The 25915-nt window shown below is 42.7% G+C and carries 22 protein-coding genes; 7 read left to right on the top strand and 15 right to left on the bottom strand.

The features are described 5' to 3' along the window. Nucleotides 1–18 precede the first annotated feature (18 nt). Genes QZZ41_RS10540 through QZZ41_RS10515 form a run of 6 tightly spaced genes read right to left on the bottom strand, consistent with a single transcriptional unit; the run spans nt 19 to nt 10917 of the window. Entirely contained in the window at nt 19–5721 is a 5703-nt protein-coding gene (locus QZZ41_RS10540) for a hypothetical protein (RefSeq protein WP_295071588.1), read from the bottom strand. Further along, a complete protein-coding gene (locus tag QZZ41_RS10535) occupies nt 5718–6656 on the bottom strand; it encodes a hypothetical protein (RefSeq protein WP_295071584.1) in 939 nt (312 codons plus the stop codon). The genes QZZ41_RS10540 and QZZ41_RS10535 overlap by 4 nt, the downstream gene beginning before the upstream one ends. After that, the gene (locus QZZ41_RS10530) at nt 6653–7057 is read right to left on the bottom strand and encodes a hypothetical protein (protein WP_295071581.1); all 405 of its coding nucleotides are present in this window, start codon (nt 7055–7057) and stop codon (nt 6653–6655) included. The genes QZZ41_RS10535 and QZZ41_RS10530 overlap by 4 nt, the downstream gene beginning before the upstream one ends. 13 nt (nt 7058–7070) lie before the next feature. Further along, nucleotides 7071–8771: a serine/threonine-protein kinase gene (locus QZZ41_RS10525; protein ID WP_295071579.1), complete on the bottom strand. Its 1701-nt coding sequence runs from the start codon at nt 8769–8771 to the stop codon at nt 7071–7073. Nucleotides 8772–8787: 16 nt separating this feature from the next. Beyond that, nucleotides 8788–9567 (bottom strand): PP2C family serine/threonine-protein phosphatase, encoded by a 780-nt coding sequence (locus QZZ41_RS10520; RefSeq protein WP_295071576.1) that lies wholly within the window; start codon nt 9565–9567, stop codon nt 8788–8790. A 12-nt stretch (nt 9568–9579) separates the two neighbouring features. Further along, nucleotides 9580–10917 (bottom strand): FHA domain-containing protein, encoded by a 1338-nt coding sequence (locus tag QZZ41_RS10515; protein ID WP_295071573.1) that lies wholly within the window; start codon nt 10915–10917, stop codon nt 9580–9582. A 233-nt stretch (nt 10918–11150) separates the two neighbouring features. On the opposite strand from QZZ41_RS10515, the gene QZZ41_RS10510 reads away from it, so the two are divergent. Both QZZ41_RS10510 and QZZ41_RS10505 read left to right on the top strand, forming a co-directional pair. Further along, the gene (locus QZZ41_RS10510) at nt 11151–11588 is read left to right on the top strand and encodes a GNAT family N-acetyltransferase (RefSeq protein WP_295071571.1); all 438 of its coding nucleotides are present in this window, start codon (nt 11151–11153) and stop codon (nt 11586–11588) included. Then, nucleotides 11581–12054 (top strand): ATP-binding protein, encoded by a 474-nt coding sequence (locus tag QZZ41_RS10505; protein ID WP_295071568.1) that lies wholly within the window; start codon nt 11581–11583, stop codon nt 12052–12054. Before QZZ41_RS10510 ends, QZZ41_RS10505 begins: the two co-directional genes overlap by 8 nt. Before the next feature lie 143 nt (nt 12055–12197). Here the strand turns inward: QZZ41_RS10505 and QZZ41_RS10500 are convergent, their stop codons facing one another. From QZZ41_RS10500 to QZZ41_RS10485, 4 genes are all read right to left on the bottom strand, one after another. Then, complete coding sequence (locus QZZ41_RS10500; RefSeq protein WP_295071565.1) at nt 12198–13757, bottom strand: PASTA domain-containing protein; 1560 nt, start codon at nt 13755–13757, stop codon at nt 12198–12200. A 13-nt stretch (nt 13758–13770) separates the two neighbouring features. Then, a complete protein-coding gene (locus QZZ41_RS10495; protein WP_295071562.1) occupies nt 13771–14337 on the bottom strand; it encodes a sigma-70 family RNA polymerase sigma factor in 567 nt (188 codons plus the stop codon). 249 nt (nt 14338–14586) lie between these two features. Continuing rightward, the gene (locus tag QZZ41_RS10490) at nt 14587–16524 is read right to left on the bottom strand and encodes a serpin family protein (protein WP_295071559.1); all 1938 of its coding nucleotides are present in this window, start codon (nt 16522–16524) and stop codon (nt 14587–14589) included. A gap of 348 nt (nt 16525–16872) precedes the next feature. After that, a complete protein-coding gene (locus QZZ41_RS10485; RefSeq protein ID WP_295071556.1) occupies nt 16873–17787 on the bottom strand; it encodes a D-alanyl-D-alanine carboxypeptidase family protein in 915 nt (304 codons plus the stop codon). A 279-nt stretch (nt 17788–18066) separates the two neighbouring features. Here QZZ41_RS10485 and QZZ41_RS10480 point away from each other — a divergent pair, with 279 nt between their 5' ends. From QZZ41_RS10480 to QZZ41_RS10470, 3 genes are read left to right on the top strand one after another with little or no spacing between them, the layout of a single operon-like run. After that, entirely contained in the window at nt 18067–18576 is a 510-nt protein-coding gene (locus QZZ41_RS10480) for a GNAT family N-acetyltransferase (RefSeq protein ID WP_295071553.1), read from the top strand. Continuing rightward, nucleotides 18573–19013, top strand: a complete 441-nt coding sequence (locus tag QZZ41_RS10475; RefSeq protein ID WP_295071549.1) for a YaiI/YqxD family protein — start codon at nt 18573–18575, stop codon at nt 19011–19013. Before QZZ41_RS10480 ends, QZZ41_RS10475 begins: the two co-directional genes overlap by 4 nt. Nucleotides 19014–19030: 17 nt before the next feature. Further along, complete coding sequence (locus tag QZZ41_RS10470; RefSeq protein WP_295071546.1) at nt 19031–19576, top strand: GNAT family N-acetyltransferase; 546 nt, start codon at nt 19031–19033, stop codon at nt 19574–19576. Nucleotides 19577–19722: 146 nt separating this feature from the next. On the opposite strand, the gene QZZ41_RS10465 is transcribed toward QZZ41_RS10470, so the two are convergent. Further along, on the bottom strand, nt 19723–20832 hold the full coding sequence (locus tag QZZ41_RS10465) for an SGNH/GDSL hydrolase family protein (protein ID WP_295071544.1): 1110 nt from the start codon (nt 20830–20832) through the stop codon (nt 19723–19725). A gap of 325 nt (nt 20833–21157) precedes the next feature. Between QZZ41_RS10465 and QZZ41_RS10460 the strand changes: the two genes are divergently transcribed. Together QZZ41_RS10460 and QZZ41_RS10455 are read left to right on the top strand one after the other, a co-directional pair. Beyond that, nucleotides 21158–21616 (top strand): sigma-70 family RNA polymerase sigma factor, encoded by a 459-nt coding sequence (locus QZZ41_RS10460; RefSeq protein ID WP_295071542.1) that lies wholly within the window; start codon nt 21158–21160, stop codon nt 21614–21616. Nucleotides 21617–21619: 3 nt separating this feature from the next. Further along, nucleotides 21620–23587 carry a dockerin type I domain-containing protein gene (locus QZZ41_RS10455; RefSeq protein WP_295071540.1) on the top strand — a complete coding sequence of 656 codons (1968 nt, stop codon included), beginning with the start codon at nt 21620–21622 and terminating at the stop codon, nt 23585–23587. A 192-nt stretch (nt 23588–23779) separates the two neighbouring features. Here QZZ41_RS10455 and QZZ41_RS10450 read toward each other — a convergent pair whose 3' ends face one another. From QZZ41_RS10450 to QZZ41_RS10435, 4 genes are read right to left on the bottom strand one after another with little or no spacing between them, the layout of a single operon-like run. Further along, nucleotides 23780–23980 (bottom strand): hypothetical protein, encoded by a 201-nt coding sequence (locus tag QZZ41_RS10450; protein ID WP_295071537.1) that lies wholly within the window; start codon nt 23978–23980, stop codon nt 23780–23782. A gap of 5 nt (nt 23981–23985) precedes the next feature. Next, nucleotides 23986–24876, bottom strand: coding sequence for a DUF4097 family beta strand repeat-containing protein (locus QZZ41_RS10445; RefSeq protein ID WP_295071534.1), 891 nt, complete (start codon nt 24874–24876; stop codon nt 23986–23988). Next, a complete protein-coding gene (locus tag QZZ41_RS10440; protein WP_295071531.1) occupies nt 24869–25540 on the bottom strand; it encodes a DUF1700 domain-containing protein in 672 nt (223 codons plus the stop codon). Before QZZ41_RS10440 ends, QZZ41_RS10445 begins: the two co-directional genes overlap by 8 nt. Continuing rightward, nucleotides 25527–25859, bottom strand: a complete 333-nt coding sequence (locus QZZ41_RS10435; RefSeq protein WP_295071529.1) for a PadR family transcriptional regulator — start codon at nt 25857–25859, stop codon at nt 25527–25529. Before QZZ41_RS10435 ends, QZZ41_RS10440 begins: the two co-directional genes overlap by 14 nt. Nucleotides 25860–25915: the final 56 nt, after the last annotated feature.

The raw sequence follows: 25915 nt of genomic DNA, 5'->3' as shown, positions 1-25915 counted from the left end.
AGGACCGTTTTATTTCAATTAAAGAAGTCTTTTCTTGCGTTTTCTGATGAACACAACAGCTGCACCTGCCAGAAGCAGTAATACGCCTCCTGTTATCTTGAACCATGTTTTACGGAAAAGCAGCCTGAAAATATTGGTGGTAACGAGTATATTCTTATAGTGATACTCCTCCTCATTTCCTGCCATATCCGTAAGAACAACGCATACCTCGCGGGCACTGCTTGAATTCGAGATATTGAATGAACACTCATCATCGTTCAGCCTTGTATTTACAGGCACACCGTCAACATAAACGCGGATATTCTTCAAAACGATATTATCGGAAACAGAAAGACGTGCAGTATAGCTCTCGCCCTTATATGTCCTGTTATCAGCGATATTGATAGGTATACAAAGAGGCTTTGTCTTATCGACACAGAACGATACCTCTGCATTCTTTTTGTCAGAGTCGCTTACATTGACGTTTCCTGCTTCATCATATGAATGGATAGAAACAGTGTATCTTGCATCGCTGTCAAAATTACGCGAGAAGATATTATAGATATATCTTGTCCATTCATCAACGCCGCCCTTTACTTCAACTGTATAATCAAGACCTTCTCTGAGCTCCAGCATTTCCGAATCCTTTGTGATGAATACAGTGTTCTGTTTTGCATGTTTGTCTGCATTATACTCAGTAATGATAATGTCCTTCGGACTTGAGATATATCCGCCGTTAAGCTCGGCTGTATCCTTTGCGAGGGTAAATGTCGAACCAAATCTGTTGACAGAAAATCTGAATTTCTTTTCTATCTTATTTGAAGCATTATCCTCGGCAGTTGCCTTGATCGTATAGATATCATCATATTCGGGCTTGTTAGGGATATTATCAAAGACGTACTCATAGCCGCCGTTCTTCTCTGTAAGTTCACCGCGGACATTAGTGACCTTGCCTCTGTTTGCACCCTCAAGCTCTACCTTTATGGTCTCTTTTTTGATATTCGGATCATCGAAACGGATACTCGGACGTATTTCCTTGCTGTTATTTGATCTGCTGATACTGTCAAAGCTTACTGTAGGCTTTTGGGTATCTACACAGAAGCTTCCGCTATATGTATCAAATGAATTTCCTGCCTTGTCTCTGCCCGATATGCTCAGCTCGTAATCACCGTTCTGCTCAAATGTAATAGTTGAAACATAATCATTTCCGACCTTTGCCCAGCCTGAAGCCTTCGGGAAATCACCTGTCCTGTTATCATACGTACCAGATACCGTGATCCTCTTGGGATCGAAGTTTTCCTCAGATATCCTTAATGTAGCTGTAACGCTGCTGTTAAAGTAATGCTGGGCTGACGAACTCTTGTCAAAGCTGACATTAAGAACAGGTGCAGTACCGTCAATGATGAACTCTTCCGATTCATAAGTATCAGCTTTAAGGTCGCCCATGTCTCTGCAATTGACAGTAAGCTTGTATTTGCCGTCTTTTTCAACTGTCACCTCTGCACTGTACTGTGCAGAATCTGTTCCCTCAGTACCGCCTGAGAGAATCCATGTAGGCTGTAATCTCTGACCATTGAGCATTACCTCTGCAAGTGAAGGATCGAAATTGCGCTCTGTAACAGTTATGACCGCTTTTCTGCCTGACTTGAAAATATTCTTGTATTCACTGTCTGACGAGCTGTTTCCGTCAGCAAATGCTACTCTTATCACAGGCTTGACAGTATCAATGCTGAATGTCTCCCATGCTGTATCGTCATAGTTGGGATTTCCTGCTCTGTCGTTCATTCTCAGTGAGATACTGCTTCCGTTTGAATTGCCTGAAATAACGATATCTCTTGTTACCTCAGTAACAAGGTTATTTTCCGACTTGTCTCTGTTTATATTCCATGCGTCCGCATCAGTATCCTCTGGATCACCGTTCCTGTTTATGCCAAGTCTTGTTTCGGCTTCACCCGAAACGCTTGTAAATACATCAGCTATACCCGAGAACGAATCTCGTACAGTAAGCTGTGCATGGACATCGGAATTATATAGCGGCAAACCATTTTTATCCTTATGACTTGTCGGCGGAAGAACTATGGATACATGATCTTCCTCTGAATGTTTATCACTGTTTTCGGTAACGATGCCTAAAGTTTCTGCGATCAGCGAGCTCTTGCCCACATTATCCCATGCAGTGATCTTTGCAAAGCCCTTGAAGTTCACAGGCACTCTAAGTTCCCATGCATCGCCCGAACGATGTGCGCTGACAGCATCTCCGACAGGATATCCGTCCTTGTCAAAGAGATGAGCCTTTACCTCAGCAATACCCGCGCTTGGCGATCTGTCATCGACTCTTACTCTTATCACAGCTTCACCGTCCGAGAAAGCTTCAAATCTGAAAGCTCTGTCCCTGCGCAGTATATCCGTACCGTTTGTATCAGCACCTGCAACAGTGGGAGCATCAAGGTCAATGTATACTCTCTCCTCAGATACCTCACTTTCAAGGTCTGCATTATCCCTTACAAAGAACTTGACACGGATACTTCCGCTCTCAGGCGAATTATTGTATCTTCCGTCCTCTTCTCTTCCGAGCCTGTGTATGCCGCTGCATATCTGCACCTTGTATTTACTATCTGCGGCACATTTCAGGTATACGTTGAAGCTGTCCTGCTCCTCGCCTTTTCCAAAAGAAATATAGTATTTTCCTTCTTTAAGGAGCTTGATGTCGATATTGTTTTCCGAGATGAGCAGCGGATAGCTTACGCCGTTTACTTCAACAAATATCCTGTATATTCCCGAGCATTTATCAGGATTTTCATCAGCCGCATATAAATTCAGCTTGATATCCTCATAACTGCCGTACCATTTTTTGATGATAGTATTTTCTCCGTCTCTTATCTCCTGAGTATGTACCTTTGATACATCGGAAGCGTCAGTGATACTGCTTAAAGGTCTTTCGGTATCAAATATGAGATTGATCTTTTTATCCCCTGCATCTGAACTGAGAACGGCACTGTTATCCACATTATCAGTAGCTTTGATGCTGAATGAGCTCTTGAGGTTTTTGCCTTCGATATCATGCTTATCTATCATCATACCGAAGCTTTTTCCATCATCATTGCGCCACATACGCTTTGCAGAACCGCTGTCATCGCCGACATACCACTCTGCGCCCTTTACTCCCGAGCCTTCAGAATCGCCGTAAATATCATTTACAGCCGCATTGATGATAGTGCCCTCTTTTACGACGTAGTTCATTTCGCCGTCAGCACCTGCTATAGGTACAGCATTTATCACCTCTAATGACTCAGCTGAGATAACAGGAGGCGCACAGTCCATATGCACATTGATAGTATACATCTTTTCAGTATCAATGCCCGAATTGCCGCTGTTATCGACTGCATAGACATCGACTGAATCATTTATTATGGAATTTTTATATGCGTCATCAGGCTTTAAAGTTACCTTGAAAGTCTGCGACTCTGTATCAAATGTAAGTGACGGCACCGTCTTGTGCGTATTCTTTGCACCTGCCAAAGCTTTTTTATAAGCACTGACATGATTCTCCAGCTTTGCAGCCGCCATAGCGATCTCCGCAGCCTCATCGGAAGTGTTCTCGTTCTTTGAAAGTTCAGTGATCTTTGTGGAATAATAATCATTCAGCTCTTTGCAAACGCCGTTCTTTATAAGCTTTTTATAATAGTTATAGCTATCGCCCTGATCAGAATACTTTGAAGGATCGACTTCCGAAAGATCAACAGTACTTAATAATTCAACAAGCTCTTTTTCAGTCTTTCTTACCGCAGCATTTTCAATATAGACATTTATGGAAGCAGTATCGCTCCAGCCGCCCTCAGGTCTGTCAAATCTGTAATCACCCACGATAACGGAAGCTATCTCCTGCTTGTTTACAGTAGGAGCATTTATGAACTTCTCATATACATCGCGTATTTCTTTTTCCTCATAGAATACAGTATCATTCTCGGGTATCGGGCATTCCTCTCTGTCATGGATATCAAGAGTAAATACCGCACCTTCTTTTCCGTACCATTTGTTCTCATAATGTTCCTCAGTACCTGAAACAGTCGGTGCATTTTTATCGTTGTAGAAACAGATACTGTCGTCAATTCCGCTGGAAAGTCCGTCAGCGTCCTTGATAATGTTCTTAACGAGGATAAATACAGGATCTTTGATGACTTTGGAAGTGAGCTTGAATTCTCTTTCATCTGCGTCTATAGAAAACTTTGAAGAGTGCAGACCAGAAGCGTCATTTCCCTTGAAGTAATCATAACTTATAACGCTGCTGTCAAATGAAGCAGGCAAAGTCATAAGAGTCTTTATCGGCGTGTCGCTGTCAATAGAGAAGCAGCTGCCGCTTCTGAGGGATATATCCTGAGAAGGCGCGAAGGTGTAGCTTCCGAACTTGGTAAACTTTTTGTATTTCAGTTCGATATCGTTTTCCCCGGGAAAATACGGTATCTTGCAATAACCAACTGCATTTTCGCCGCTGATATCGGAGTACATCTTTCCAAGATCCACATTATGATGACCAAAGTACTCATAGCAGTCAAGGTAATAGTTTCCGAGCTCAAGGTACGGAACACGGAAGAAATACGTACCGTCAGTTCCCTTTTCGACGTGGAAGTAACGTGTTGTCTCTCTGTCACTTGCTCCGTCAAATGTACTTTTTACACATACATTCCAGTTTACGCCCGTAACAACGAACTGCGCGTCATTGCTGTATCTGAACTGTTCAAAAGTAAGAAGATCGCTCATCTTGAAGAAATCATTCTCCACCTTGAAAGCCTTGGATTTTGAACCGTCATATATGGAAAGAGCCTGTTTATCCTTGGCTTCTATCCTGAGATCATTTATTTCCTTCCACTTAAATCTTCTTTCGCCTGTCTCCTTGTCTCCTCTGAACACCTTATAATTGCCGGAGATAGTGATACTGAAAAATCTTGGCGAGATGATGTAGCTTGCCCCTCCGAAAGAGAGTCTGTATTCATCATTTCCGATACTTTCCGATTTGAAAGAGATCGGACGCTCCACAATTACTATCCTTGCCTCATCACTTTCGATGAGAGTATATTCATCATGTGGTTTTACTGTGATCTCAGAGCCGTGTTTGCAAAATCCGTCCTCAGGTATGCCCGAAATAGTGACATTTACAACATCAGCCGCCACCTCTGCCTTATAATAAGCGTCATATTCAAGCGAATTTCCCGAAGCAGACTTCCTTCTGTATTCGGTTTTTTCGATGCTTACCTTTTCAGCTGACGGAACTTCACCGCTGTTTACAGTTATAGTACCGCCGTTCGTACCGTTGTAATCGCAGGCAGGCGTACTCTTGGCAAATATTCTCTTTGCCATGACATAAAAATCTGCTTCGGGTATACCTCCGTTGACAACAACAGTATAAGTTTTCGTGTTCTGTGGAGTAGTAGTTGTAGTTGTAGACGTTGTAGACGTTGTTGTAGTAGAAGTTGTGGTAGTAGAAGTGGTAGTTGTACTGGTAGTAGTTGTTGTAGTTGTAGTTGCAGTCGAAGTTGAAGTAGTGGCAGCATCCGTTTTTTCTACCTGTGCAACTTCTTTTTTCTTTCCGTCGCTGTCGTCTGAAAGATCTACAGAATCACTTTTCAGTGTACCTATAGAAGATACAGCTGCCGAAGCAGGCAAAGTGCCGAAAGAATTTGCAACAATAACGAGAGCCGCCGTAAAAGCTATTTTCTTTTTAAAATCAAAGATACCGTTATTCACTTTGACTTCCCTCCCTTTTTAACAACAAAAACCACTGCCGCTCCGATCACGAGCAGCGAAGCTGCAAGTACAGGAGCAAACATATTTCTGTTTCTTCCTTTTTTCAGATCACTCTTCACCTCATCAGCAGAACTTGTCTCCGCAGAAGAAGTGACAGCAGCAGTTGTTTGTGTCTCAGATGATCTGTCGCTGCTTGTTGAGCTGACTGTAGATGTGGTTTTGGCAGCAGTACTTGTTGAAGAAGTTACAGTTGTTTTGCTTTCCGCAGTTGTAACAGCAGGAGCTTTTTCTCCCGTATCCTCTGCTTCTGCCGCAGGCTGCTGAGCATTGTGTTCTTCTTCATTACTGCCGCTGTCTGACTGATCTTCATGATATTTGTCCGTAACGGTTATGCTTCCGCCGTTAAGAGCAGAAAAGCATTCCCTACCGAACATAGCATCATTACTGTTATAAGTAAATATCATCACCTCAAAATCTCCTGCACTGTCAGGCATTGATATGCCGTATTCACCAGCAGGGGTATTTTCAGGTATACTGACTCTCAGAGCACCTATCTCGCCGTTGTCGGTAAACCTACTCCTGCCCGAGACTTCAAAACAGGCGGAGATAGTATTTCCCGAGTCATAGCAATTATAGATATTGACTCCCGTAAGCTTCTTTGCTTTTGCTGCTACCTCATAATCACCTGCAAAACTAAGTCTGTTGTCGAGTTCAAACAGTACATTAAGTGACACGAAACCGCAGTTATTGTTTATACTGACAGGTAACTCAACGATAGTATCTCCGCTGAGCTGAGACCTGTCTATCTCGCAGCTGCCCACGCTCACTTCTATATCAGAAGGAGCTTCATATTCTGCTTCTGCGCAGAAACACACACATGACGGCAGCACAGCCATAGCCGCGGCGAGACCTATGACAGAGTTTACAAGCTTCATTTATTTCTCCTGTTATCGTCAATAACATCGGGATCGGCGTTAATGACGATTATATTCCTTATTATTCTGAAATCGTTTTCTTTATCCTTATTATTTCCCACAACTATGGTATCGCTTATCTCTTCCTGTTTTTTCCTGCCAACAACAACAGTTATCATGCTGCTGTCGAGCTCTTCATCGGCAGGACCGAGAGCATCAGCGTTCTCGTTCAAAGTGCGTATGCTCATTGCCGCAGAATGAACCTTGTCCGAAGGTTCTGCCGGGCTTTTTCTTGATCTTATCTCGGATACCGTATTTGAGATGACCTTGAATCTCGCCGCCAGCATAAAAGCTGTAAGCAGGAGCACAATGCCGATCCCAAGAAATATCTGAGAGATGATCTGCCATTCAAAAGATGTCATATACTTCCTCCCTTTATTCAGAACCGTTTATGCTCTCGATGACTCCGTTATAGTAATTAAGTATATATTCCTTGGCTTCCGCAGCCGAGTCATCAGCGGCATTGAGTTTTTCCGTCTTATTCCTGATATCTTCAAGAAAAGCCTTTTGTTCCTTGTATGATATGCCCGACTTGGCAAAGTCGCTCATATTTGAATTTTCCAGATTGAGAAGAGTCTTATAAGTTTCGAGTATTATTATCTCAGAGCCTGCATTTGCCTCATCAACAAGCTTGTTCAGATCGTTCATGCTCTTCCACAGATCCTCCGAGTAATTCTTTTTGAGCAGCTCATTCTCCTTTTTCTGAGTCTGAGAATAGAAATCACCGATAGTGCAGTATACCTGAGCTATCTCGTATTTGTCGGGCTCACTGCACTTGAAGTCGGAGGTCTGAGCTTCTCTGAACCATTTTACGGAAGCGATCTTGCCTGATATGCTTCCGTTCTGCTCAGAGCTTTCACCTTCATTGCCGTAAAAATAATAATACCAGTAAAGTATGCCAAGCTCATAGGCGATCTCCTCGTACTTAGGTGACTGTTTGAGCTGATTGATATTCTCATTTATAAGTGCAAGTATCTGTTCCGTCTCTTTTGCATCAAATACCATGTCATTCTTATATAGCTCGATAAGCTTGAGATAAGCGTCCGCGTAAGAACCGTCGGCATTTATAACGTCCTCAAAGGCTTCCGACCTTGCGTAATACTCGCCTGTATTCTCTGCCTTTTCAACAAGCTTGTTGAAATCCTCGCTTCTGCTCTTGTTTGCCATTATATTTGCAAACAGCGATATACCGAGGCATAGCACTGCAAATCCGGCAACTATGCTTGTCGCACGAAGATATGTGTGATTATCGGTCTTTTCAAGCTCTTCATAGAGCTCATCGCAGGAGCGGTATCTCTTTGACTTATCCTCGTTCACGCACTTGCGTATTATCCTCACAAGACCTGCATTAGTGCCCTTGTCGAACACAAATCGCTCCGCAGAGCTTACGAATTCGCCGTTTGCCGAAACATTCTTGGGCTTTTTGCCTGTGAGCATATGGTACATAGTAGCACCTATATTGAAGATATCGGTCTGTTCGTCAAGTTCCTGCTCGTAGAACTGCTCAGGCGAAGCATAAGCAGGCGTATAGGCAAACGCACCGCTTCGCCTTTCAATAACAGAACCGAAATCAATAAATTTCAGCCTTCCGAACTTATCAGGTCTGCGTGAGTTCTCAAAGTCCTCCTCATTTCTCACGACCATGATATTATCGGGCTTCATATCGCTGTGTATAAGACCGCACTTGTGGATAAATGACATAACACGGCAGATATCTTTTGAGTACCTCAGCATGGTCTTATGACGGAAAGGTCCGTATGCAAGGAGCTTTTCCATAGAAACGCCGTTGATATAGTCCTGAACTATATACAGCGCGTCGGGATCGTTGTCGATGATCTCGATTATATTAGGGAAAAAGGAGTTTTTAGCGTCCTTTTCATAGAATTCCTTGATAAGCAGAGACTCCTGCCTTGCATTGTAAGCATCTGTGCCGTTAGTCTTCATGACCTCCTTAACAGCACGCTGAGCATTATTTGCCTTCAGATCGACAGCACGGTAAACGACCGATGTACCGCCTTTGCCCGCAACATTGACGATCTTATATCTGTTTTCAAGGACAAAGCCTTTATTTAGCAAATAGATCTCCTCGCTTTCAGCAGAGTTTTACCAATAGGGCGGTGATATTGTCTTTTTCTCCGCGCTGTATGACCTGATCCTTCAGCTTTTCGAGATTTGACTTCATAGTTTTCTCGTCTTTGTTTGCAGAGGGACTAAGTGCCTTGTGTATCTCCTCAGATGATATCTTTTTTCTGAACCCGTCCGAACACAGCATATACACATCACCCTTACTGTAGGGAGATATGCTGTAATCGTATGAAGTATCATCAAGACCTGCACCGATACAGTTTGTGAGCTGATTCTGTCTCGGATCTTTCTCAGCCATTTCCTGAGTGATGATACCGTCCCTTACCTCCTGAGCAACTACGGAGTGATCGGAGGTGAGAACTTCTATCTCATCGTTGGTTATCTTGTACAGACGGGTATCACCCACATGAGCAGTAAGCACGTTACCGAACTTTGGAAGTATGAGCAACCCCGTAAAGGTAGTAGCCATATCTGAGGAATGTCTGTCCGCATAATCGTTTATGCGCTCATTAAGCTCATGGAGACGATCATCAAGAGACTCCCTTATTTTAAGGATTGAGGCAGAATTTCTCATAAGCTCCGCAAAATCAGCTGCAAACCATTCGTTTATGCGCTTGCAGACGTAACCGCTTGCCTTTTCGCCTGCCGAAAGACCGCCTACACCGTCGCAGACAGCTCCGAAGAATATCTTTTCGCCGTCGTACTCAGCTTCCGAGATAAAAAGCGAATCCTGATTGACCTTTCTTACAGCACCCTCGGTAGTCACATAAGAAAAAAAGTATTCCATGCTGCCTCACCGTCAGCTTTCTTCAAAGAATGTATAGCCTATGCCGTGGTACAGGAAATTACAGCCCGAAAAGACGCTTATCCTGTCGCCTACAGCCACTTCATCGCCCTCAACGCTCAGGGACTGACAGGAAATATTTTCAATAAAAATACTGTGTCTGTTTTTGGTATTATCCCGTCCCACTATCATGCCCGACAATTCAGCACAGGTGAAAGGATAAACGAAAACAGGTATCCTCTCCTTGCTTGATGAATTGATGATATAGGCAAGTTTTTTCATATTTGCCTTCTGCTGAGAAACTTTTTTCGCATCTGTTCCCTTATCGCCCACTAATACCGTAGCCGAATCCGTATCATTGACATTGAATACGAAAGGGATATCGCATATATATATTACATCGCCGCTGCTGATCTTTTCCTTTATTATTCGCTCGCCGTTCTCGGCATAGCTGTTGAGGAAAGTACCGTTTGCGGACTCTTTATCTTCTACATAGAAAGTACCGTTTTCATAGCTTATTACAGCGTGTACCTTTGAAACAGTGCCCTTATCCGTAAGAGCAAGGTCATTGCCTGCACGGCGACCTATAGTAAACGGGAAATGGTCAATAGGTATCTCCCTGTTATTTTCATCTTTGAGGAATGCAGGACACTCCGAAACGCGCTTGCGGCTCACAAGGATAGTATGATCTCCGTCATCGTCATCAGCTGATGCTCCTGCTTTCTCAGCCGCAGCAGGCTGAGGCTTTTCCTCTTCATTTATATCAGGCAGCATAAGCACATCATGCAGCATCTTATAAAGCTGTGTAGGCGAGATGAAGCCGCTTTTGTTCTTGGGATTATTGACATATTCCTCAAGGAAGTAGTTATACTTCTGCATAACAGCACCGTTTGTAACGGTAAAGCTTGCATTCTTGTTTACCTTCATAAGAAATTTTGCGGTATTCGCACATTTATAGCCGTTATTCACAAGCGGAAGATAAGCCACGTAAAGCTTCTGCTTTTCAACATTATAGAAAACGTTCTTCGGATCACTTAGCAGTATATTGTCCACAGGCAGACCTATGTCAACGCAGTGCTCCAGTATCTTCTGGAACTGACTGATGATACCGAAATACTTATCCTGTGTCATAGTCTGCTTGACATATTCCGAAAGGGCGGTCATATTGGTAACATTGTATTTCAGTACATTTCTTGTTGCAGTTTTCTCCCATCTCACGCTGAGAAGCCCCTTATCCGAATTCTCATTTATGAGCTTGAGTTGATCTTCGTTTATCTGATCCTTCTTTTTCAGACCTGCCTGCAAAAACGTATCGCAGCTCTGATAAAGAAGCTTGGTTGTAATTCCTGCCATTTCCTCACCCCTAAGTGAAATAAAGCGCGTTTGCTCCGCACATAAAATATTTTATAAAATGCTGTCACACTAATACCTGATACCGTAAACAATCAGTGTGATACATACAAATTTATTATACCACTTCATAAAGGTTTTGTCAATATTTTGAATAACTTTATAGCAGAACTAAGCACAATATTGAAAAAAATACCGAGTTATGATATACTTTATTCTGTAAGGAGGAGAAATACATGAAATATGACATCTCACTGAACACACTCTGTGCTGACGACTTTATAAGACTTTTCAGTTCGGCTGGCTGGGGAGAGCCTGAGCGCGAGCTTGTAGAAACTTCGCTTAAAAACAGCTATGTTACATTCGCTGTAAAGAACGGCGAAAAGGTCATTGCTATGGCAAGACTTATCGGCGACGGCGGAATGGCATTTTTCCTCAAAGACCTTATTGTTGCCCCTGAGTATCAGGGAGAAGGTATAGGAAAGTCGCTTCTGAAATATATCGAGGACTATATCCGCAGTCAGCTGAAAGAGGGCTGGTGGTCTTATCTTCAGCTTATGAGTGCCAAGCATAAAGACGAATTCTATCTGAAATGCGGCTTTAAATCACACCCACACGAGCACAGCGGTCATGGATTTACAAAAATAATAAAAAAGGAAATGAATAATGGCTAAAATTATAATGACCTGCGGCAGGATATGCAGCGGCAAAAGCACATACGCTCACAAACTCAAAGACGAGCTTGGCGGAGTTATACTCTCTATCGACGAGCTTATGCTGGATATTCTCGGCGGTGAAACAGGTGACAAACATGATGGATTCGTCATGCGAACTCAGAAATACCTTTATAAAAAGTCCGCAGAGATAGTATCTGCTGGAACTGATGTTATACTTGACTGGGGCTTCTGGAAGAAGTCCGAACGAGACTTCGCCCGTGAGTTTTACCGCAAACACGGTATTATCTGCGAATTTCACTATATAACTGTCGATGATGACGAGTGGAAAAGACGTATCGAAAAACGCAACGCAGAAGTGCAGAACGGACGCAGTGACGCTTATTTTATAGACGATGGGCTTGCAGCTAAGTTTGAGGAGCTGTTTGAAGTGCCCGACCAAGCTGAAATGGATATATTGATATAAAAAGAAGCCCCTTATGCAAAGGGGCTTCTTTCGTCATAAAAGCTTCTATATCTGTTTTGCAATTACAAAGAAGTCTTTTATTTCGCCGAATTAACGGCATCTATATAAATTTTACTTTAAGGAGGAGTAAAACTGAAACTATATCAGTTGGGCTTGGGATTATTGAATTTGCCCACCTTCCATGAACCGTCAGGCTGGATAACTACTGAAAAATCATCTGTTTCTGTGTATGGCTCAAAGTCCCCTTCGAGATCAACGTGACGGAAATCGCTGTAATGTCTTTCAACTGTGAAGAATATCTCGTCGTCTGTCTGACGCTGTACTTCTGTTACCTTTGCACTTTCAAGGTAAAGGTCAACACCTGCGTTGCCTGTGAGCCAGCATAACTTACCGTCATTTATTGGATACCATTTGTTTATTGTCGCATCGTTCTCAGCATATCTGTCGCTGAATGTTTCATGATACTGAGCGCGTAATTCGTCAAGAGTTATATCGTATACATAGGAAAGAGTGCGACCGTCAGGACCTGTAAAGCAGTTCATAGTATCAATATTGAAGTACTGCGGAGCTGAACGTCCGAATTTGAAGTCGGCTTCGATAGCCTGATCGTAGAAATTCTGTGCCTTTGCGATAAGCTCTGCATTTTCTGTATTGCCTGCTGAAGCTGTGTTGCTGTCATTATTTGATACTTCGGAAGTATCATCTGTACTTACATAGATAGTAACAGTTGAACCCTTAGCAACTTCAGTATCGGCAGCAGGCTCTGTTTTTACAACTCCGCCGATTTTGGCTGTAGTGCCTGGAACTGAAACGGTTTTAACATTAAGTCCGAGTTCGCCGAGCTGCATTATTGCATCTTCACTTGTTGCGCCATCGAGAAGCGGTATCTTTACCTTTTCAGCATTTGTCTGAGCTTTCTGATCTGCCCATACCTTATGGATAAGATCGTCATATGGTTCATCAAGTGTTATTGTTTCACTATATATAACGCCATCACAGAATACAAAGCCTTCTGCTGACCATAATCCTTTATTAGCATATTCATCGACTTTGTAATACCTGCGTTCTTTACCATTATCATATACTGCAACGTCTTCATTTGAATTATAATATTCGATCTTGTACGAATTACCATTGTTATATATGAACAATGTATGGTATTCGCCGTCAAGCTCGGGTTCCTCTGTTAATTCTGTCCATTTGCCCATGTTGAAAAGTTCTGCCAGATGTTTTACCGAATCTTCATCAAATATAGCGATTTGTGGGAATATATCAGAATTTGTCAGACGAACCTTATCATTGGAGATATCTCCGAAAGGGCAGCCCTCCTCAACAATTGAAGCAGGCTTAGTTGACGGGCTTGTTGCAGGATCTGTTACTACAGGGACAGGATCGTTACTATTGAAGCTGTTCTTGTTCTTCATAAAATACATTCCGCCTGCAACAACGCCGCCTGTGAGTACCAGTGCAGCCGCAACAGCTGTGAATTTCTGCCATATAGGCTTTCTGTACTGCTCTACGCCTGATACTTCGATATTATCTGTATTATTACTTTCTTTGGTTCTTTCATTATATATCTTTCTGCTCATAGCGAACATCCTCTCCATTTCTTCATCGGAAGCAGGACAGTTTTCAGCGATTCGTTTCATTGTTTCATTGTCTGCGTTTTCAAGCATTGTAAGATCAAACTCCTTATCGTTCATAACTGTACCTCCTTTAAAGTGTTATATTCATAGCGGTGAGTTTTTCCCTGAGCTTTTTCAAAGCGCGGCTGCATCTCATTCTTACAGCTTCGGGAGTCAATGACACTTTGTCTGCTATCTCCTGTGAGCTTCGCATGAAGAAATATTTCTGCATTATAATAGTTGAATCGGGTTCGCCGAGAAGTGATATACAGTTCATAAGGCTGGTTCTTAGTTCTTTTTTCTCATAGTCTGCTTCTGTATTTTCGGGAGCTTCCTGTTCGGGTACGTCCTCGTCATCAACAGAAACAAATGTAAATCTTTTTCGTGTCAGCTTCCTGTACATATCGGCAGCCTTATTGCGGGCAACTGTTCCGATAAAACCTGAGATATTTTCGCCTTCTGCCTTGCTACTGTCATAATGAATGTAAACATCAGCAAAAACATCTCCTACACATTCTTCAATATCCTCACGGCTTGCGCAGCTGCGCAGACGGCTGAAAACTATGGTGTATACATAGTTGAAATACTCTTTGAATACTATACGCTGTGCTTCTTCCTTTGATCGGTCCGAAGCTTTTTTATACTCTTCATGTGTCATATGGATCACCTCTTATGTAAAGCTTTAAGATGCATCGTGTTGGCTTTCATAATATCTATTCTCCCTTTGGAACATAAACGTAACAGGTTTAGAATTATTTTTTTATTTTAATTAATATCTTTCATTGAACGCAGTTCACTGCAATAATCACATTATACATCATCGAGAGTTAAAAAGCAAAAAACACCGCCGAGAATATTTCCCGACGGTATTTTATATATGTTATCATGTTTTCTATATTTTTCAGTCTTAGTTTTCTTCGAGCTGTGTAACAGCACCGATGAATACAGGAACGTTGTTTTTGTCAACGATCATGTATACGAAAGGTCTGTTGAGATCAATATTAATTTTCCTCTTCATAGGCTCAAAAGCAGTTGCTTGCACCATCATTACAGCTGTTACAGCAGCAGCCTTTGTTCCCTTTTCTGTTAACTCGATCTTTGTCTTGTGAAGAACATCTCCTATATAAAGAGGCTGTGCTCCGTCAACTGTAAGGTCGTTGATCTTTGAGAAGTCAGCAAGCTTATCATTGAAAGCATCTCCCATACCCATATCAATGAGAATCTCCTTGAGGCTCTTGCTGTAGTTGTACTTAAACTTGGGCATCGTAACGTTAAGCTCAACTGTGCTCGGATCTTCACACTCCTTGAGGTCTTCCATAAGCTTTTCAGCATCGAGATCGTTTATATAGTCAACGATATTCTTTTCTCTTGGAAGAATACCTACGAAGCTGTACTCTCCATTCATATAAGGCTTTTTGAAAGCGTCAGCGTCACCAAGATTGAAATACTCTCTTTCCTCGTCTGACATTTTCTCTATTTTGTGCTCAACGCCGTTGAGATCGGTGAACTTTCCGTCATAGGCTTCACCGAAAGGTGACTGCCACTCAGCTTCAAAGTAAAGGGTATTAATGAGCATCATCATTGCTGTCTCATATTCTTTAGGGTCAAGATCTCCCTTATTAAGAAGAGTTGGTATCATGCCTCTGGTGTTTTCGCTTACCCAGCTGTTTACATCATCAACTGTAGTATCATCAAACTTTGACTTATATACCTCAGAGTTGTAATACTTCTTGTTTTGTTCAAGGAACTCGTCCAGCACCTTGAATGTCGGATCATCTTTGAACCAGATGGAATTAGCTGCCAGTAGCTTCAGCTTCTGCTCATCGGGAAGATTTGCAACGTAGTAAGCCATATACTCATTGAGTTCATCAAGAGTCATACCGTTTCCGAGAACGGCTTCCATTTGCTCCAATGTCTTTTTGTCAGCACCGTTTGCTGTCATAGCAAGGGCTGATGATATGGAGAGAGGTGAGATAAGGAGATTTTCCTCACCCTGCTTAGTAGGATCAAAGGCTTTTTGGAGAATATCTATACCGAACTTCATCTCAGCCTTGGCAAATGCTTCGTCAGTAACTTTACCCTCAGATGCCTTTATATCCACCTGATCGGTAAGACGTATGCTGCCGACCATAGGTGCTCCGTAGAACTTGTCTATCTTTCCGAGTATATAATCGGATACCAGCTGGAGATCAGCTTCGTCCACCACATCGTTCTGGTCTATATCCGCGTTGAGGAAAAGCTCTTTTGAAAGCGGATTTTTTTCGGGATCGCTGATATATTTTCTGTAGCTGATAAGGTCAAAGGAGTCAATCACTCCGTCATCGTTGATATCGCCATAATAGTTGATACCTGGTGCTTTTACCTGAGTGATATCATTTACCCAATATCTGCTGTGGTCTTTTCTTTCGTCTCTTTCGTTCAGTTCCTCATCTGTAAGGCGCAGCGCAGGATAGTCCTCACTTGATGTGAATTTGATCGTGGCAATTGTACCTGGAGCAAGCTTATCGAGCATAGCCCTGTTCGAGTCTGACAGCTCACCGAAAACAGGATCTATCCAAAATTCAAGTACATTGGAATATGACCATGTTGAATAATATCCGTCTGTTTTGAGAACGACCTTAAAGTTCGCAGGTTCATCGTATTCTACGTTATAAATATAAACATCTTTGAGTTCATATTCGTATTTATCCATTCCCTCAAGCGGATCCGGTCTGTGATCATCTTCGGCAGAAGCTGAGAATGTCGGATAAATTCCTTTCGGAGAAATACCGCCTACAGCTCCGAGAGCCAGTGCAAAGCTCAGGACACCTGCGGTAACTTTGGTGAGTTTTTTCATGTTTTCCATAGTGAATTACTCCTTTCATAATTGGATATTTTACGGAACATTTTCCATAATAACAGTATAACATCACGTATTTCCCATGTCAACGAAACATCTGCATTTTCTGCACAAAATAGGCAAAAAAGGCATATTGTGCTCAGCAGTTGAACATAATGCCGAAATAAATCAGCGGACCAATTCCGTCCCCCTCGTAATAATACACAAGAGAACTGAGTGTTATTTGTGCAGATATACAAAGCTTCGTGAATGAAAAACTATATTACATTATTAGACGTATGAAAAAGTGAAAACTCTCAGTGAAAATGAAAAAAACTCAAAAAAAGCTCCTGCTAAACAGGAGCTTTGATCTTATCAATGATAGTAAGAGTCGATACCGAAATATTCTTCAAGCGTGAGACCGCTTGCGTGGATAGGATAGGACATATCTGTTCCGACATAGCGGATATGCCATGATTCGTACTGATAGCCTGTAATTCCCTGCTTGCCCTGTGGGTAGCGGAGGATAAATCCGTACTCGTGGCAGTGATTTTCGAGCCATATAGCCTCGGGAGTGCCTGCAAAGCTGTCATCTATCTGGTTTACGTCTATTGCAAGACCTGTCTGGTGCTCGGAATAGCCTGCTCTTGCGGAATATGTATCTGCCGCAGCCTGTCCGTCACGTGCAACGTAATTGTTGTATATCTGAGCCTGATAGTCATATGAACGGAAGCCTGATGAGAGCCATATATTCAGTCCCTGCTGTGCAGCTGCGTTCTGGAGCTTGTAGAACTGATTCTGACAGGTTGCATCAAGTCCGGGATTGAAGTCGGAAGGCAGGCTGTAGCTCTTATTTGCTATGAGTACCCCCTGAATATAAGTCAGACCATCATAACTATACTGTGTAGGAGCTGGTCCGTAGTTGTAATCGTTAGGTGTTGGGGCAGTATCACTTAATACTCCGTTTGACTGCTGAGGCGCAGGCTGATTTGAAGCCTGCTCTCCGCCGCCTGCGGGAACTGCCTGCTGCTGAGCTTCAGTTGCAGTTTCAGTATATGTATTCTGAGCAGCTTCTGTTGTGCTTTCTTCTGTAGCTGCACTTGTTACTGCAACAGTAGTCGTCGCATCCTGATTTTCATCTGTAGTTGTAACAGCTGTTGTTGAAGCAGTTACAGCTGCTTGGGTCGTTGTTTTTGTATTGTTACTTGGCTGTCCTTCAACTATCTTTCCGCAAGATGCAAATGAAAGAACAGCTGCAAGAGCCATAATAGTTAATATTCTCTTTTTCATTTTTACTCTCCTCTTTCAAAACTTTTTGCTCTGTATGAGCGTTTCTGTAATAATAATCGAATCACCATTACATTTTGCTACACAAAAATACATATTTTTTTATTTTAACTTAAAATCCTTCCTAAAAAGCATTATATCACATTTGTGTCGCTTTTGCAATAAGTTATTGCAGGATATTGAAATCAGTACGGAAAATTATTCCGAAACAGGCTTGAAAAAGCTGTAGATATTGAAAAATCTGCTGAAATGTAGTATAATTCAAGAAAAAGGAGGAGCAAGATGTTTTATTTAAAAAAAGCAAATAAAGCCGACATAGAAAAAGAATACATTTTTGTTCGTGATATCCCTGCCGATGAAAACGGTTTTATAAATGATTATCCCAATATTGACCGCAAGAACTTTGATGACGCACTTGACACTCTTATAGCAAATTCTTACGGTGAGCGACTCCCCGACGGCTATGTACCTGCAACAACATATTTTCTGTGGCACGATGATGATATAGTCGGAGAATTCCAGCTGCGCCAGCACCTCTGCGACTCTCTTATCGAAGGTTCAGGACATATAGGCTACTATATCGCTCCTGAGTACCGCCGAAAAGGCTATGCCACCGAGGGACTGAAACTCATTATCGAAAAAGCAAAAAAGACTATCCCCGAGGACGAGATATATCTCCATGTGTACAAGAGCAATCCTGCATCATTAAAGGTAATGCAGAAAAACGGCGGCTATATACACCACGAAAATGACGAGTCGTACTTTGTACGCATAAAAAAGGAGCAGAAATGAAGATATTCATAGATGCAGACGGCTGTCCCGTAACGGATATAGCCGTCAGACTGGCAATAAAGTACTCTGTACCATGCACTATTATATGTGACACAGCTCACTCTATTTATCGTGAGGGTGCAGAGACCATAATAGTTGACAAAGGTGCGGACAGTGCTGATTTTCGCCTCGTAAACCTTGTGACCGAGGGAGATATCGCCGTAACTCAGGACTACGGACTTGCGGCAATGTGTCTCAGCAAAAGAGCCGTAGTCATAAATCAGGATGGCAAGCAGTATACCGAGGAAAATATTTCGGGACTTCTCTCATTCCGCGCCGTATCCGCAAAGATACGCAGGAGCGGTGGGCGCATAAAAGGACTTCCCAAACGTACTGCTGAACAGGATAAAGCCTTTGAAACTGCACTTTCAGAGCTGCTGAAAAAAGATACTATATAAAATAAGGAGAAACAAAAATGATACACTCAGGAACATTTACCATAGATACTCCACGCCTTCTGCTCCGCAGATTTGAACCTGATGACCTTGAAACTATGCACAAGAACTGGGCATCTGTGCCCTCTGTACAGATAGAATACGGTGAGCCTGTTTACAAGGAAATAGAAGAAGCAAAGGGACTTCTTGAACAATATATCAGCGGATATGAGTCCGACAGCTTTTACCGCTGGGCAGTCATCGAAAAAGCAAGCGGTGAAAACATCGGACAAATAGCGTTTTGCCGCGTATACGAGGAGCTTCGTACTGCTGAGATAGAGTACTGCATAGGAACTGCCTTTCAGGGCAGAGGTTATGCAGGAGAAGCGCTTTCCGCAGTCATCGAAAACGTATTCAAAAGAACGGATTTCCAGAAACTCGAAGCATACCACCGCGCTGAAAACACCAAGTCAGGACGGGTGCTGGAAAAATCCGCAATGCATACTACAGATAATGTTGAAAGGTTCAGACAGCAGGGGCTCTCTCCCGAAGGCGAGATCTGCTACTGTATAGAAAACTATCTATGACCGATATACCACCATAGAAGTCAAGCCAATAAGCGCAAAGTTTAGAGTTTAGAGTTGTTGAGTCGCCTACGGCGATATTATTTAAATAATGTGAGCGAAGCGAACACACTAACTCTAAACTCTCAATTCTCAACTCTCAACTTCTATTAGGATGTTTCTTTTACTAATATCTTTCTAAGAGCAGCAACATCGAATACATCTATTGTTTCGTCTTTATTGATATCATATTTTTCAAGTATCATGTCGCTGTTTGTGTCTGCCAAACCACCAAGAATGTACTTCTGGAGCTTAACAAGATCGGAGACATTATATTTGCTCTCGTCAGGCTGCTGAACTGTCGGAGCATTTTTCAGATACGAGTCAATAAGCTCAGCCCAGTACTCTCCCATAAGCTTATATCCCTTGTTATTCGGGTGAACACCGTCCATGAGCTGAGTTTTAACATCTGTGATAACGCTTGATACATCAGCATCGCGCAGCTGAGGACCTTTCAGCGAGCTTTCATCCGTGCTCTGAGCGTCTTTTTCCATATCCCAGTTACTGAGTATCTTTACACTTCTCATTTTCTGCACAACACTTGTAAGATTTACATTATAAACGAGCAGGGTCTTATGTATGTTTTCCTCTGCCGCATCATCAGGATAATTGGTCTGCCAGTCTGCTGAATGGCGGTAATTGCTGAACCAGTCGTAAACGCCGCTGCGGTTAGGATCAACATCTGGGATAGTAGTCACGAAAAGTGTGGAGCTTTCGGGAATATTCTCCATGATATACTCAATAAGCTCCTGTAACCTTTTAGACGCATTATCCATGTCATGGTTGTCGATAACGTCATTAGTACCTATCTGCAATATAACGATATCAGGCTCGCACTTCGCAAGACAGTCCGTAGATTTCAGCGTTTCAAGTATTCCGTTCCTGCCCGGATACTCCTTTATAGCATAGCCGCTGTAGCCCGTATTATCATCATCATAGGTGAAGCTCTCCCCTGTTTCGCTGTCGGTAAACTCCGACATGAAGTTATTCCCCTTTGAGCCCACCATATCAACGGAATATCCCTTTTTTGTCAGTTCGTTGTACAGGTACTTCCTGTAAGAGCCTGCAACACCGTAGCCATCTGTTATGGAGTCGCCGATAGCCATAATTTTTATTTTATCAGTCCCCTGCTCCCCCAGTGCGCAGGCTTTTTTATTTGCGAATTCAATTCCCGTAAGACAAACAGCCGCAGCCGCCAGAACAGATACGATTTTATTCATTTTCTTCACTCCTTTTGATTTTTCTAATTCTAACATATAAAAATAAACTTTTCAACCGAATAAACAACGGATTAAGTTTATTTTTCACAGGAAATATCTCTTCCTGTTATTGCTTTATTTCCGCCCATATGTTATAATGATATTAAAATAAGTATGTGTACTCAATAACGTCTTTCAGGCAGTTTCGCCGCGTAGCATATTCGGCGGACAAGCAATGCTATTTTGCAGCAGAATTTGTTCATAAAATGTTCATGGATTGTTTACAATTTTCTTTGCACATTCCTGCTGTCTGAACAGTTATACATTAATGAAGGGAGGTTTCAGCGTGTCAGTGGACATAAAAGATCAATACGATAAGATATTCCGCTACTGTTACTACAAGATTCACGACCGGGATAAAGCTGAAGATCTGACACAAGAGACCTTTCTCCGTTTTCTTGAAAGCTCTCATTACCACGATATGGGTAAGGAGCTCCACTATCTGTACACTATCGCAGGTAATCTGTGTGCAGATGCCTACCATCGGAAGAAAACTGAAGAGCTTTCGGAAGATATGAGCGACGGAAAAGATTATGAGGACTTCATTCTTACAAATGTGACACTCGGCAACGCCATCAAAAAATTAACGGCCGAGGAACAGGAGATAATCCTGCTGCGTTACGTAAATGAAGTGCCAATAGGCGTGCTGAGCGAGCTATACGGGGTATCACGGTTCAAGATGAGCCGCATGATTAAGCAGATACTCGCGCGTCTGAAAAAAGATTTTAAAGGATCGGAGGGCTGAGGCTTGAATAAAAGAATGAAAAAAGCTGTTCAGGAATCATTCAGATTCCCTGAGACCAAGCACAAAAATGAATTTCTTATGCAGGCTGAGGTCATCTCCGCTCAGGAAATGCAGCGGAAAAAGAGATATCCTGTTTTATTCAGAGTTTCTGCCGCAGCTGCGGCTTGCGGAATGGCACTGGGTGTATGGGCACATCTCGGCAACCGCTCTAAACTAAGCGAAAATGATTTTCGTGACGAGCCTGCGATCGTTACGACAACGGTCGGTAATGGTGAAAACCAGCCGATCACCACTGCTATCGGGAACGGCGAAACAGCAAGTGCAACAACTGTAAACGTCAGCACAGTCACCACGGTCAGAACAGTGACTGGAAAGACAACAACGGTAACTTCGGGTCAGGCTCTTACTGCACTGGGAGCAAGATCTCGCAGCACAACTGCAAGCCGTTCCGACCACAGCAGCGTAACAACGAATACAAGCAGCAATACAGCTGCTGAATATACTATCACAAACGAAGAAAAAACCTATTATATGAAGCACCTCGGCGCATTCGCCTCCGCATTCGTTATGGGAGGAAATGCCATTCCTATGGCATCAGCCGCCGAATATAAGCTGCCGTATACAAGAATGTATTCGGGAGAGAGCGACATATTCGCAGATATAGAAGCAAACTTTGAAATTGCCGATATCAACGACGACGGCTTTTTCAATATGAGAGACTGCTATGATCTGTTCTGCTACAGCAATTATTATCAGGTATCTGACACGGTTGCGAAAAAATGCAGAAAATATGGTGTCTCCAAGATAAACGATGAGGAGAACGATACTCCTTCATGGCTCAGTTATACAGAATTTATAAGATATTTCCTTATCAAGGAAGGTGCAAAGTCCGAATTTTTCAGTAATGAAAGTCATCCTTACCGCGAAACCGTAAACGGCACATATGCTCCTTTTGCATCTGATCTGTTCGTTTCGGCAGTATTCATTGAAAGCGACCACCTTATGGCAGGTTATCCGCTGATATCAGCTGCATACAGGAACAAGAGCATCGACCTTGATGTAAACGCTGACGGACTATTTGATATAAACGATTATATCGACTATTACGTCTGCACCACTAATTTAAGCAAATCCAAGCAGGACAGCGGAGAATTCATACCGTGGGAAAAATCTGAGGCTACAGTTCAGCGATGCAATGAGCTTCGCAGCAAAGCCGAAGCGATCACCCATGACAACTGGCTTGAAAACTACTTCGTATGGTGTCTGCTCGAATATACACCGTTCCGCACGGAATATGCCGAAGCAAGCTATTACAACAGCATTATTCCAGAGCCGTATTCAAAATACTACAGTCCCGAAAGATATTTCGAGGAATACTGTGAAACTACGGGCATAGAAGAATATCTCTTCACATTCAATACCCAGAAGTTCAACAGCTGCTTTGATGAATACTGCAAGGACGTAGCGGCTGGAAGAAGATCAGCTCCCGATATCAACCTTGACGGGGTGATCGACCGAAAGGACTATGAAGCTTCCGATATTTACTTTGGTGATATCCTTAACGGAAGAAATGCTTCACAGAGCGACCTTTCTTCCCGTGTATGGAACAATATCACATCAAACTGTGATTTCAACAATAACGGCACAAGCGGCGATGTCTATGACATCATGATAACTCAGATGTATGTGCTTATCAAGACAGGCGAAAGCAATTCAAACTCAGGCGGTTCATATAACTATGACAGTAATATGGGCATCCTGTGGGATATGAATACTTCACGCAGCGGTGACGTTAACGGTGACGGCGAGGTAGATATGGCTGATGCAGTGCTTATCATGCAGTACCTTGCTAATCCCGACAAATACCAGCTCACAGACTCAGCTATGTACAACGCTGATGTTGAAGGCGACTGCGACGGACTTAATCTAAACGATGCAAGTTCTATCCAGCGCAGACTTCTTAATCTGTGACAATAAACCAAGCTATCACATTCCTCATATAAATGATATTTGAAAAGTACTCCCACGGTCAAGGCTGTGGGAGTACTTTTTTTCAGCGTTACAACGCGTTCAAAGCTTCGGGACATCGAGAACGCCGTCCCCTACTGATCCATATACTAAAAAGCCACAGCTAAGTTAAGCTGTGGCTATATTAATACTATATCATGGCTGTTTTGGCTCATCTTTTTCTTCTGCACGTTCAAGTGCTGAGATGACAGCGCAAAGCTTTTTCCTGCTTCCGCTGTCAAACTCAATTGTGACAACAGTATCATCACCGATAGGCAGCGTATCCGTTACCGTACCGTCTCCGAAAAGCCGATGATGAACCCTGTCGCCTATTTTTATTTCAGTATGATCAAGCATAGCTTTTATCTCTCATTGTAGTAAACATCTACTGAGCCAATGCCATGATCTATATCCATTTTGTACTTTCCACCGTTCTTGGAGAAATCTGTCTCAGGGTTTGTAAGTCTGAATATCATCTCTCCAATACCGCCGTCAGCATCTATATTTCCGTTGATAGTACCCTTAAACTCAAACTGTCCAACGCCCTGATCTAAATCAAGACCGCCGAGTGTGCTTGAAAGAACGTTTATCTCGCCTGCGCCGCCGTCGATCTTAAGCTTTTCCTTGCAGTCCATAGAATTTATATTCAGCTGACCTGCTCCGCAGTCGATATCGCCGTTATCACAAGTAACATCTGTAAATGTTATCTCTCCTGCACCGCAGTCTATCTTGAATTTGCCGCATTCTATATCAGAAGCAATTGTCTCACCTGCCCCCATATTAAGAATGAAGCTTGCGTATACCTTTTCAGGGAGTGCTATATTTAAAGTAGCATTGTTATCGCCCCACAGGTGGAAGCTTGGCATAGTGATAAAACCAATTCTCTTTCTGACACATGTTGTTTTGAAAGTTGTTCCCTCAACTTTTGCATCGAATTCATCAGGGATATTTTCAGCATCAATATGTATCATCTTATCATTGCTCTTTGTGATATTAAGGTTGCCGAAAGGAACGTCCAGATCTATCTTTGTGACTGTTTCAGAGTTGAATGTCTGATGAATGTCCTTTAACTTGAAATACTTATCCCTGTCGTTCACATTATAAAGAATAACTCCAATAACAAGCAGGATAATACCAACAACGACCAATACCAGCCATACAAGTCCGCCGCCCGAGCTCTTCTTCTGAGGAGCCTGCGGTGTCTGAACATACGGTGTACCCATGTTCATGTCCATATTCATATTCTCATTCATTTACTTTTCCCCCTTTTTTGAAAAGACCGCCGATCCAGTTGCATACGCTCTTTATCCCTCTGCCCATTGCAGGTATTGCTTTGTTTAAAACAGGCTTGCAGAGAAGCAATACTAAGCCTGTTAAGATGAGACCTGCACCGAGGAGAATAAGTCCTATACTTGGCACTTCAAACACTGCTGCGATACCGCCTGCGATCAGTGCGATACCTGTTACGACAAATGCAAATACGACAGAGAATGCTGTTACGATCAGTGCAAATAATACCGAAACAACAACTATGAGCAGAGGAAGCCATATCGGGAATGTTATTACTGCAAGGAATATCCTGAGTCCCCAGTTAGCTGACTTCTGCTGTACAGGTGCGCCCTGATACGGATACTGATACTGTGGCATAGGTCCCGGCATCGGACCTGCTGCGAATGCAGGTACAGGCTGAGGATCAAAAGCCTCAGGACCGCTTATCTGTATACCGCTCTCACGGAGAATATTCACAGCCACCTCTTCTGGTGAACCCATTGATGCAGCTGTCTCCTCTTCCTTACCGAACCCTGCGTCGAGGAAAACCTCTTCGTAGTAAGTAAGGGCATCATTTATATCATCGGAATTCATACCGCCTTTTTCCAGGCAGTTTCTCAATTTTGTAAGAAATTCAAGCTTGTTCATTCTCTTCAGCTCCCTCATCCATTAAAATACTGTCGATCTTCTTTTTGTGATTGCGCCATTCTTCTCTGTATTCTTCAAGAGAAGTTTCCCCTTGCTCCGTTAGTCGGTAATATCGGCGATTTCTGCCCATATACTCCTTATCATATGTTTCAAGCATATCGCCTTTCTGCAATCGTCTGAGTACAGGATAAAGTGTGGATTCTGATATATCCACAGCCTTTCGCAGATACTGCGTTATCTCATACCCGTAGGTGTCATTGCGCTGAACTATGGAAAGTACCATAGCGTCAAGCAATCCTGCATTAATTGTAAAACCCATATACTTTCTCCTTTCCATATAGTATTTTATGGTTTGCAATATTTGCTTTCTGACAA

Source organism: Ruminococcus sp. (assembly GCF_016283395.1).
Note: the sequence above shows the minus strand (reverse complement) of the source record. Positions and strands in the feature narration are given on the sequence as shown.